A 10,227-nucleotide genomic window follows, 5' to 3' on the forward strand; every position below is an offset into this window, starting at 1 on the left:
TGGTCCTGATATTTACCTACCAATATCATCGCCAGTAAGCTCGGCCCTGCAATTCCTTTATCGATGACCCGTTCAGGCAGTTCGGCGATGGATACGCCATTTCCGTTTCTAGCTGCATATTTATAACGGATGTAACGTTTGATATAGAACTTTGCAGGCTCGCACTCCAGTTCCTCGGTAATTTTCCTTGCCGATACAGACCATTTTGGAAAGGTCTCCTTCAGGGTGTATCTCGATCTCGACTACAGGGAGATGGGCAGGTAATTTAGCGCGTCCTTTATGATTGGGACGTTTACGGACATACTCGATCTTTTTCTTTGATTTCTTCCTGTTGCTGCTCTGCTTCAGCAGGCTCTGCATTAAAAGGGAGCATCGTCTGATCAGGATCGCCTTCAAAGCGCTCACGCTTCTGTCCGAACTGCATACGCCTGAAGCATCTCCACCTGAGCTTTCAGGTAATCACGCTCCTGTGAAAGAATCTCACGCTCCTGATGGAGGAGTTCATTCTGTTTGGACATACTGGAAACCATTTTCAGAAGGTCTTCTTTTGATAGGTTTTCCAGTGCTGTTTCCATACCCTAAAGATACTCAAAAGATACCTTTATTCCTATTTTAAGTCCATTTTTAAGGTAAAGAAAAACGTCTTTTTTGAATACTTTTTACCACCTGTATCCCTTCGACCATCAGTAACAGGTCGCTCCAGGACAATTCTCCGTTTTTTACCTTCGGCGGCATGAATGTTCCGCTCTCCAGACGCTTATAATAAAGGACAAAGCCTCCTTGTTCCCAGTGCAGCAGTTTCATATGCGTACGGCTACGGTTCAGAAATACGAAAACCTCACCATTGGTAGCCTGACGACCCATCCCCGAACTGATCAATCCACAGAGCCCGTCGAATGACTTTCTCATATCGCAAAACCCATCGTAAAGATAAAAGCGGTGCGATGACCCCAGTGCAAACATCAGTACAGACGGATCAGCTGTGATACAAGGGCAAGATCATTTTCGACCTTTATACGCACACCGTTGGGATAGATAATCTCAACATCGTTCCTTCGGGGCGCGTTGTCGATTGTGATAAAGTTCCCTCCGGTAGTGTCATTTTCTTTACTGCGCGAAAACCAATAATAAAAAGTCGCTTCCTTGATCCCATTTTCCGTGCAATACGCTTTCTTGCTTTTTCCGCTCTGTTGCCAGTCTGCTATCATAGACAGCATACGCTCACGTTTTTTCTTGAAGGTTGTTCATAACAGCAAAGCTAACCACTGAGCCGACCTAAGTCAATATGTACTTGGTAGAATGGATACGGAACAACCTGCTGCAGCTAAATTATTGCAACTAAAATCTATCGTTTTTTTGTCAATGAAAAAGCAGATGACAAGCTCATTCATCGTTTAAGTGAAAAGTTGTATGCTACGGGTTATGAGATAATGCCCTTGCTCGAAGATATATTCACATCGCCCTGGTTTTTTCAAAAAAGAACATATGGGTAGCAAGATTAAGTCGCCCATCGAATTAATGGTGGGCATGATGCGTATATTGGATATGAAAGTAGGTGTTCCCGAAAATTTGATTACTTACCAGAAGCTATTGGGCCAGATGCTACTCTATCCGCCAAATGTGGCTGGATGGCCATCAGGAAGATCCTGGATCGATAGCTCTACACTATTGCTCCGTATGCAGATGCCGCAAATATGGACTGGTCTGAGGCGCTCGATCTGAAACCCGGCCAGATGACGACCTCGAAATGGGACTTCCTCAAAACAGAATCTAACAAGCACATTCAAAGACCCCAAGATGAGTATTGATTGGAGCAAGGTAGAAGCTTCTTTTGCCGGTAGAAATGTTTCCGAAATCATTTTACAAAAAAGCTGGGCCGAAGGCCATAAGGTATTCCAGCGATTCTCGGATGGTCGTGTCCGCACGGATATCATCGATGTCATGAGCACGCCCGAATATCAGCTTTGCTAACCTTTAAAAAATATAGCTATGATTATTAAAAGGCGTGATTTTATAAAAATGAGCTCTCTGGCTACAGCTTCTTTGATGCTTCCCAATTTCTTGAAGGCGATGGCTCTGCCCGAAGCACTTGGAAAGGATAATAAAGTATTGGTGGTTTTGCAGCTCAACGGAGGGAATGATGGGCTTAATACAATTATTCCGGTACGAAACGATATCTATTTTCGTGAACGAAAGGTGATTGCGGTCCATGATGCTTTGCCTCTGACGGACGAGGCCGGTATAAACCCTGCTTTGAGTTTCTTTAAAGAACTTTTTGATAGTGGGGAGATCGCTGTGCTGAACAATGTTGGCTACCCTAATCCTGATAAATCTCATTTTCGGAGTATGGATATCTGGCAGAGTGCCAGTAGGAGCGATGAATATCTTGAAAGCGGTTGGATAGGCAGATATCTCGATGAGGCTTGTTACCAATGCGAACATCCCACACAAGCACTCGAAGTCGGTGATATGCTGAGCCTGGCGATGAAAGGGAACAAGTCCAAAGCCTTTGCATTTCAAGATCCCAAGAAAATGTATCAGACAAGTCGCGATGAGTACTTTAAATTTATCCATCAAGCACATCGTCATGATGACGAAACCGTAGAATATCTTTACCAGACGTTGGGCTCAACCATCAATAATGCAGCTTATATCTTTGATAAAAGCAAAACCAAAGCAAATAAGATGCAATACCCCGATTCGGCCCTGGCAAAGGACTTTAAGACCATAGCTTCTCTTATCAAGTCAGATATCAACACCAAAGTTTATTATCTTCAGATCGGGAGCTTCGATACACATGTCAATCAAAAGCAGCAGCAGGAGAACCTGTTTAAGATTATTAATGATGCGGTGAGGGCGTTTGTACACGATCTAAAAGAAAATGGACTGTTTAACGATGTGCTGTTGATGACTTTTTCCGAATTTGGGCGGCGGGTGGCTCAGAACGCGAGTAACGGAACCGATCATGGAACTGCTAATCAGCTGTTTTTTATTTCAGGTGGTCTAAAGAAGAAGGGATTATTGAATGCACTGCCTGATCTGCAGCATCTTAAAGATGGCGATCTCATCTATACCGAAGACTTCCGTAAAGTCTATGCAACTGTATTGAAAAACTGGCTCAAGGCGGACGATAGGAGAATTCTGGGCTGGAAAAATGGTATCTATGACTTTATATGAGAGAACGGTGAGTCCAGTGAACAGGTAAAATTTTTGATTAACCTATTTTGCATAAAAACGACCTATTTAAAGGTGTAGTTATTTATTATGGGTGCAATCTTATATTCCAGCCAGCTCGGTTCACAATCTTCTCAATTATGGTTTAGGATTTCTAAAAAAAGTCGATGAAACCGTTCTCAAGCTGATGCGCTAATCCGAAGCTTAGATTTAAAATATTTACAAAAAGAGCTTATGGAAGCCAAGTAACGAACCAAGCTAATAAAAAATATTAATCCATATGAGTAAATAAAAATAATTTTATTATTTTTAAAGTATTATATACTTAAGTAAAATTTTCAATTAAACTATTTCGCTAAAAAAAACGTCTTATTTAATGGTGTAGTTATTTATTATGGATGCAATCTTATATTCCAGCTCGGTTGTGATCCTAGTGAAATTATTAAGTTTATCGCCGCCGCCGGCTTATTTTCCTTACTTTTAACATCTGGTCAAGTGATCCATTTTACTCCCTTAGATCCTGTTCATTTTAGATCATGGCTGCTTAGTTATGGTGTACAGGACATTAAGTGCAATTACAATTGTTTAAATCTGTCAAAAGCTTAATATGGCCAAGCCTGATGGTGAGAAATATTTCAAAAGAGTATAGAAACTGTAATAGAGTAGTTTGAAGTTTGTATTTATTTAATTTATTGAAGCCACTTCCCAAAGGGAGTGGCTTTTATTCTTGAAAGATGCTGTGTCCTAAATAAAAAATCCTCTTTTATCATCGATAAAAGAGGAACAATTTTAAATATTAATTACTTTTATGAAAAAAAACTTTTTGATTTTAAAGTGTCCTAATAAATTAGGACACTTGGCTAAATGCTATGTTTCAACCGGCATATCTAAGATAGGAATATTTTTTTAAAATTAAAATAGGAGTTAATATCTTTTTGATTTTTATTTTTTAAGGGAACTGCCTAAGATGAACCAATTATTGGACGATTGCCGTTACCATAGAAATAGTCGAAAAGGTGATTTGGTTAAAATTGATATGCTTTTGCTATAGCCTGCATTTGAATGGGGTAAAAATCGGTTTCATCATTTGCATTTCGAATTCTGGTTATTAGACTGCCACAGGCTCTAATTGCAGATGTGGTCACATCTGCAGAAAGGTTAATACCTTAGATAAATTTTGCAAACTCCGTTTGATCTTTTGTCGGAGAATTGATCACTAGATACGTATAGTCGTGCAATAAATTTTCACAATGCTATTATTTACCAGATAGAGATTCAATTAACGCTTTCTGAGTATAAATCAATTCTTTTTGTGTTTGTATTGTTTCCTCCTGCATAGAGATTAATCGGTTGGCTTGATCGAATTGTTCTTTTAGAGAATTGATTTTTTCATCCCATTGTTTATATTCTTCTTCTCTATAGCTTTTAAATGGCTCGTCGTTGTAGTAATATTGTATGAAATTATGGTCTAATGCCTTTGAATAAATTAATAGTTTATCAAAGGAAAGAGAGGATTTTTTATAATCATTTCCAACATTTTGCTGCTTTTCATTTATTAGATCACCAACCATTTTCTGCGACAAGTTTTTTTTATCTGCTATTTCCTTTATCTTCTGTCCGATGTTCATCAATTTTATTTGTTGTTTTTACAAAATATTTTGTTAAAAAAATTTATTTAATTATATTGTATCATAATCAGTTAATCTGATTTAGTCTCGAATATCGAAACGGCAAATTTCAAATGACACGAGACGTAGGGTTTGCGAACCCCCTAAGCTTTTTGTATCTTTACAACAAGGAGGGGCGAGCACTCTCTATTGGAAACTGTGTCAAGGCTCTTTGCCGTGCCCGATGTTCAGTGGAAGATAGTGAGGCTCGCCTCTTTTATATTTAGACATCCTCTTCTAATTTCCCTCCTCGAGACTCTTTTGTTAACCAAATGTTAGATTATGAAGCTAATTGAGTCAATCACGTATACAGCAGGGAGGCAGATCAAGGATCAGCTGAACCAGCTTGCAGTAATGCTGCTCTTCAAAAACAAATATTGTCCGCCTGAATAGCCTCTCAAAAGCTTAAAATCAGCAATGTCCTTTACCACGGTAGAGGATTGTGCATACTAAAGCCTGCAAAGGCTTACCGATAGCACCGCCACTGCTGATTTTGCCGACCTGTACTTTTTCTAAGTTCTATGCCCCAATATTGCACAGCGCCCTTCTCTTTTTTATTCGCACTTTAAAAGTAGGGATTTTGCAATTCAAAAGCAAAACTTTAGAAAATTACATTTATAGATTATCTATATATAAGGTCGGTTTTTTATATTATATCGGATGCGGTATCGTCTATATCAAATCACGTGTAACTGTCCTGCACCGCGCCCGAAGACCTATTAATAGTTCTAGTTATTTACCGGAGTGACTCAGGTCAGAACCCTGGGATGAAATTGCTGATTCCGATCGGACAGGATTGTCTCTGCTTGGGCCGCTCCATTAAAACTTAAAAAAATGACTCATTTTTTTAGGGCAGGAATGCTCTTGCCCGATCCGAAGAAAACTTGTATATATAGTGCCCTGCTATCTATCCTATGTTTAGTTTCTATGTTTAGTTTATCGGCCCAGACGCCCCGCAAGGACAGCGGGGCCAATGGGCCTACAGATTTTATTTTGCAAGGGACTGTCATTTCAGCTGTTGACGGCAGGCCATTACAGGGTGTATCGGTAAGTATCGGGGCAGAGGAGCTCCGGGTGTCATCCAAAGGGAATGGCTCTTTTAACCTACGGGTAAAGAGCCCTAAAGGAAAGGTCAAATTTACCTATGTGGGCTATAAGCCTCTTGAGACCGAATACTCGGCTGCTGTATCATTGATGATTAAGATGTTACCGCTGGAAAATCAATTGGAAGAGGTCGAAGTGGTCTCCACAGGTTACCAGCAGATCCCCAAAGAGCGCTCAACAGGCAGTTTTGAACTGATAAATAGAGAAAAGTTCAATATCAATAAATCAACAAACATTCTGTCTCGTCTGGAAGGGCTTTCTCCGTCATTTATTTTTGATAAAAGATCTACAGCAAGCACGCTGATGCAGCAGATGCGCCTGCGAGGACGCACGACTTTCTATGGCAAGGCGAGCCCATTGATCGTATTGGACAATTTTCCTTATGAAGGGGATATCATGAATATCAACCCCAACGATATCGAAAGTGTCACGATCCTCAAAGATGCTGCGGCTGCTTCCATATGGGGATCAATGGCCGGAAATGGTGTCATTGTCCTGACAACAAAGAAGGGTGCGACAAATGGAACAACAAAGGTCGATGCTAATATTAACCTGCAAATGACAGAAAAACCGGACCTGTTCTATAGGCCTGATGCGAGCAGCCGCTCGTTTATCGAAATGGAAGAGTTTCTTTTTGATAAAGGATTTTACGACTGGCAGCTGAATGCTCCCGAGCGTACCTTGTCTTCAATTGTGCAGCTCCGGGACCAGCTGAAAAGGAACATTATTGATCAGGATACTTATGACAGTCAGAAAGTTGTTTTTTCAGCACAGGATGTCCGAAAAGATTACCTGAAATACATCTACCGAAAGGGATTCAATCAGCAGTACAATGTTAATTTTTCAGGTGGAAATCGTCTCATGGATTTTGTAGCTTCTGGAGGATATAACAAAAGTCTCAATTCGTTGAAGTCCTCTTCCAATGACCGCTATAACGTTCGTGCCGCCATTAATGCACGGCCGACAGATCGCCTGCAGCTAAATTTGAGTACCGTAATGAGCCGTAGCAGCGCAAGGAACCTTGGTAGCGAGTCTTCAATAGCATATGGTGCCTTGTATTCCGGCGATGGGAGGTCCAATTACCCTTATATCAGCTTAGTGGACGACGGCGGAAATTTTAGAGACCTGGAAACAGTGACGTTTAAAGGTTCTTTTATCGATACGCTTTTTAATGGTCAGCTGCTGCCGGCAAAGTACAACCTTGGGAACGAATTGCAGTCTAGTGAAAATGTGAATACCACAACCGATATCTTGCTCAATCTGGGCGGGCAGTTTAAAATCAATGAATATCTGCAGCTTATGCTGAACTACCAATATCAGGAGTCAACAAATAAAGTTACAAACTGGCAGGGTCTGCAGTCGTATTTTACACAGAACTATATTAATCTATTCTCCCAATATTCACCTGCTGCGGGACTGAAACACATTATCCCGATCGGTGATATTTATACCATGCAGGATGGAAGGGTCCATGCCAATAATCTGCGTGTGAATGCGCAGCTCGATAGACCGTTTGGCAAAGGAGATCTTTTTCGTATCAGCGGCATCCTGGGTGCTGAACTAAAAGATCTGCAGAACAGGATCGATGGCAGTAGATTGTATGGATACGATAGGAAGACACTCAACTACCAGCCTGTCGACTTTCTTAGTACATTTCCGCTGCTGGGTGGACTCGCCGGATCGGGTGTTATCCCAAATGGGATCATGCTCGAGGAATATAGGCAACGGTTTTTATCTGTGTTTTCCAATGCTTCGCTGACCTACAAAAATAGATATGTGCTGAGTGCCAGTGCCCGACAGGATGCTTCTAATCTCTTTGGTGTATCGACAAATGACAAATGGCAGCCGCTATGGTCGTCCGGACTGAGCTGGGATATCTCGCAGGAGCCATTCTATAAAATTTCTTTTCTGCCATACCTCAAGCTAAGGATGACGTACGGTTATAATGGTAAGGCTGTAAATGATTATTCTGCTTATCCGACCATGGAATATGGCGGTACAAACAGTATCACAGGCTTACCATTTGGATATATGGTCAATCCACCCAATCCCACATACCGGGCGGAACGTGTAGGAATACTGAATTTTGGGATTGACTTTGCCTCCCGCAATCAGCGTATTTCTGGGGTATAGATCTTTACCACAAAGAGGGTAAAGATATCGTGGCAAGGGCAAATGTGGATCCCACTGTCGGATTTGATAATCAGGTGCTCAATGTTGCCAGCTTTGTCAGTAGGGGATTGGAAGCTTCCATCAGATCGGTAAATTAAAAACCAGAGGCTTCCAATGGTCAACCGACTGGATCATTAATTTCAATAGGAACTTTACAAAAAAATACAACTATAGGGCTACGTCCGTATCAAGCTATATGGACAACGGAATTGTGCCCAATCCTATTGTCGGCAATGATCTGTATGCTATCTACGCCTATCGCTTTGCCGGCCTTGATCCCGAAACAGGTGCGCCGCAAGGATACCTCAATGGTGAGGTAAGCAAGGATTACTCCAAGCTAACCTCGGTATCGATAGAGGATGTGCGTTTTATGGGGTCAGCTATACCGCTCTATAATGGTTTTTTGAGAAATACTGTCCAGATAGCTGATTTTAAGCTGTCATTTACCCTACAGTATAAGTTCAAATTTTTCTTTAGGCGCACAGGGATGAGTGCGCTGGCATTTGCAAACTATTGGATATCGAATGAGGATTATGATAGACGCTGGCAAAAGCCGGGTGATGAACGCACGACGGATGTGCCGGCTTTTATCTATCCGCTCAACCTGGCGATGGAGAATTTTTATAAGGCCTCGGATGCCCTGGTTGAGCGTGGGGACGCCGTCAAGCTGAAGGATATCAATCTTGAGTACAACCTTAAAGGTAAAATACCGGGAGTGAGGCAAGCATCCTTGTTTTTAAATGCGGACAATATAGGTCTGATGCTGTGGAAGAAAACAAAATATCGGATAGATTCCGATTATGGTACGGCAATTCCTTTACCGGCTATCTATACCTTGGGGTTAAATATTTCACTTTAACGAACCTATCATGAAGCTATCACTACTTATTCAAATACGTTGGTGAATGAATAAATCTGATAGCTTCATCACAATTGAAAAATAAATTTATACAGATGAAAAAAATAAATCTATTGAAGGCAGCAGTATGGATCTCGCTCTTTACAGTATTCTTCGGCTGTAAGGAGTATCTCGATATAAAACCCGATCTGCGCAAGGCTGTGCCCACGACTTTAGAAGACTGCAATGCTCTTTTGAATAATTACAGTGTCCTTAATCAGGGCTATCCCTATATAGGCGAACTGGCATCGGACAATTTTATGATGACCACTGCCAATTGGCAGTCTGTTTCCATCCTTGAGGATAAGGAACTGTTTATTTGGAACACGGACATTACTCCTCCAGCCACGCAGTGGTCCGCACAGTATAAAAAAGTGTATGTGGCCAATCAGGTGCTGGACGTGCTGAAAAACCTGGATGAAACACAGCAATCCAAAACATTAAAAGGTGAAGCTCTTTTCTTTCGTGCATATGCGCATTTTGCGCTGGCTGAATTATTTGTGCCGATACCGTTAGCCAATGGTACAAATATAAAACAATGAAGCTATTCCGTACCGGAAAACGCCGAATATTGAGGACCGGGTGGAACGGTCGACGATAGGCGAATTCTATAAGCAGCTATTGCAGGATGCGAATGACGCGGCAATATTGTTGCCAGCTACTGGAAATGTGCTTTCTAGTCCCACCAAGATTGCCGCCAATGCTTTGTTGGCGCGCATCTATCTTTACTTGCAGGATTATCCAAAAGCTGTACAATATGCCAACGCTTGTCTGCTTGAAAAATCTGACCTGCTGGATTTTGAAACGCTCAACGCTGCAAGCAATAGTCCCATAGCAAGATTCAATAAGGAGGTGATTTTCCAGGCTATTGCTGTAGGCAGTGCAACGTATACCCGGACACGATGGAAACTGGATAGTACGCTGATGGAAAAATATGACGATTCCGATCTGCGGAAAGCGGTTTTCTTTATTAAAAATGCCGACGGAACCTATTCCTACAAAGGAAATTATGACGGTCAGCTCAATCAGGCCCCTTTCAGTGGTCTGGCCGTAGATGAAATTCTGATCTCGCGTGCCGAAGGTTACGTAAGGACAGGAAGGTCGATTCCGCTTTAATGGATCTCAATAGGCTACGCAGGTCTCGCTGGGTCAAGTCTCAGTTTAACCTCATCACGGAGAAAGATCCTCAAAAATTGCTGGATATCATTTTAA

At 41.5% G+C, this 10,227-nt stretch carries 12 protein-coding genes and 1 pseudogene; 8 read left to right on the top strand and 5 right to left on the bottom strand.

The genetic code is table 11. The features are described from left to right. The 4 genes and pseudogenes from DTA23_RS28735 to tnpA all read right to left on the bottom strand — a co-directional run. Positions 1-421: pseudogene (locus DTA23_RS28735) on the bottom strand (transposase); the annotation flags it as partial. After that, on the bottom strand, positions 402-575 hold the full coding sequence (locus DTA23_RS30265) for a hypothetical protein (protein WP_172462356.1): 174 nt from the start codon (positions 573-575) through the stop codon (positions 402-404). The pseudogene DTA23_RS28735 and the gene DTA23_RS30265, both read right to left, overlap by 20 nt. 49 nt (positions 576-624) lie before the next feature. Then, positions 625-963 carry an IS66 family insertion sequence element accessory protein TnpB gene (gene tnpB / locus DTA23_RS08395; RefSeq protein WP_112374415.1) on the bottom strand — a complete coding sequence of 113 codons (339 nt, stop codon included), beginning with the start codon at positions 961-963 and terminating at the stop codon, positions 625-627. Further along, a complete protein-coding gene (gene tnpA, locus DTA23_RS08400) occupies positions 963-1,217 on the bottom strand; it encodes an IS66 family insertion sequence element accessory protein TnpA (protein ID WP_112374029.1) in 255 nt (84 codons plus the stop codon). Before tnpA ends, tnpB begins: the two co-directional genes overlap by 1 nt. 126 nt (positions 1,218-1,343) lie before the next feature. On the opposite strand from tnpA, the gene DTA23_RS30270 reads away from it, so the two are divergent. From DTA23_RS30270 to DTA23_RS08415, 4 genes are all read left to right on the top strand, one after another. Continuing rightward, on the top strand, positions 1,344-1,493 hold the full coding sequence (locus DTA23_RS30270; protein ID WP_370445074.1) for a DUF1800 family protein: 150 nt from the start codon (positions 1,344-1,346) through the stop codon (positions 1,491-1,493). After that, a complete protein-coding gene (locus DTA23_RS08410; protein WP_256603141.1) occupies positions 1,447-1,722 on the top strand; it encodes a DUF1800 family protein in 276 nt (91 codons plus the stop codon). Before DTA23_RS30270 ends, DTA23_RS08410 begins: the two co-directional genes overlap by 47 nt. Before the next feature lie 75 nt (positions 1,723-1,797). After that, positions 1,798-1,971, top strand: a complete 174-nt coding sequence (locus tag DTA23_RS27080) for a hypothetical protein (protein ID WP_172462357.1) — start codon at positions 1,798-1,800, stop codon at positions 1,969-1,971. 18 nt (positions 1,972-1,989) lie between these two features. Then, positions 1,990-3,177: a DUF1501 domain-containing protein gene (locus tag DTA23_RS08415; protein WP_112374418.1), complete on the top strand. Its 1,188-nt coding sequence runs from the start codon at positions 1,990-1,992 to the stop codon at positions 3,175-3,177. Positions 3,178-4,430: 1,253 nt separating this feature from the next. On the opposite strand, the gene DTA23_RS08420 is transcribed toward DTA23_RS08415, so the two are convergent. Further along, the gene (locus DTA23_RS08420) at positions 4,431-4,802 is read right to left on the bottom strand and encodes a helix-turn-helix transcriptional regulator (protein ID WP_112374419.1); all 372 of its coding nucleotides are present in this window, start codon (positions 4,800-4,802) and stop codon (positions 4,431-4,433) included. Positions 4,803-5,675: 873 nt separating this feature from the next. Here DTA23_RS08420 and DTA23_RS08425 point away from each other — a divergent pair. The 4 genes from DTA23_RS08425 to DTA23_RS08440 all read left to right on the top strand — a co-directional run bounded on the left by DTA23_RS08425 (position 5,676) and on the right by DTA23_RS08440 (position 10,131). Then, positions 5,676-8,078 carry a TonB-dependent receptor plug domain-containing protein gene (locus tag DTA23_RS08425; protein ID WP_112374420.1) on the top strand — a complete coding sequence of 801 codons (2,403 nt, stop codon included), beginning with the start codon at positions 5,676-5,678 and terminating at the stop codon, positions 8,076-8,078. A 235-nt stretch (positions 8,079-8,313) separates the two neighbouring features. Beyond that, positions 8,314-8,976 carry a hypothetical protein gene (locus DTA23_RS08430; protein WP_112374421.1) on the top strand — a complete coding sequence of 221 codons (663 nt, stop codon included), beginning with the start codon at positions 8,314-8,316 and terminating at the stop codon, positions 8,974-8,976. A 95-nt stretch (positions 8,977-9,071) separates the two neighbouring features. After that, on the top strand, positions 9,072-9,557 hold the full coding sequence (locus DTA23_RS08435; protein WP_112374422.1) for a RagB/SusD family nutrient uptake outer membrane protein: 486 nt from the start codon (positions 9,072-9,074) through the stop codon (positions 9,555-9,557). Positions 9,558-9,561: 4 nt separating this feature from the next. Next, the gene (locus tag DTA23_RS08440; protein WP_112374423.1) at positions 9,562-10,131 is read left to right on the top strand and encodes a RagB/SusD family nutrient uptake outer membrane protein; all 570 of its coding nucleotides are present in this window, start codon (positions 9,562-9,564) and stop codon (positions 10,129-10,131) included. Positions 10,132-10,227: the final 96 nt, after the last annotated feature.

Origin of the sequence: Sphingobacterium multivorum, from assembly GCF_900457465.1 — a bacterium.
Taxonomy (GTDB): Bacteria; Bacteroidota; Bacteroidia; order Sphingobacteriales; family Sphingobacteriaceae; genus Sphingobacterium; species Sphingobacterium multivorum.

Coding starts and splice junctions, on each gene's coding strand:
- DTA23_RS30265 (WP_172462356.1), bottom strand. CDS start 575: ATGGAAACAGCACTGGAAAACCTATCAAAAGAAGACCTTCTGAAAATG.
- tnpB (WP_112374415.1), bottom strand. CDS start 963: ATGTTTGCACTGGGGTCATCGCACCGCTTTTATCTTTACGATGGGTTT.
- tnpA (WP_112374029.1), bottom strand. CDS start 1,217: ATGCTGTCTATGATAGCAGACTGGCAACAGAGCGGAAAAAGCAAGAAA.
- DTA23_RS27080 (WP_172462357.1), top strand. CDS start 1,798: ATGAGTATTGATTGGAGCAAGGTAGAAGCTTCTTTTGCCGGTAGAAAT.
- DTA23_RS08415 (WP_112374418.1), top strand. CDS start 1,990: ATGATTATTAAAAGGCGTGATTTTATAAAAATGAGCTCTCTGGCTACA.
- DTA23_RS08420 (WP_112374419.1), bottom strand. CDS start 4,802: ATGAACATCGGACAGAAGATAAAGGAAATAGCAGATAAAAAAAACTTG.
- DTA23_RS08425 (WP_112374420.1), top strand. CDS start 5,676: ATGACTCATTTTTTTAGGGCAGGAATGCTCTTGCCCGATCCGAAGAAA.
- DTA23_RS08430 (WP_112374421.1), top strand. CDS start 8,314: ATGGACAACGGAATTGTGCCCAATCCTATTGTCGGCAATGATCTGTAT.
- DTA23_RS08435 (WP_112374422.1), top strand. CDS start 9,072: ATGAAAAAAATAAATCTATTGAAGGCAGCAGTATGGATCTCGCTCTTT.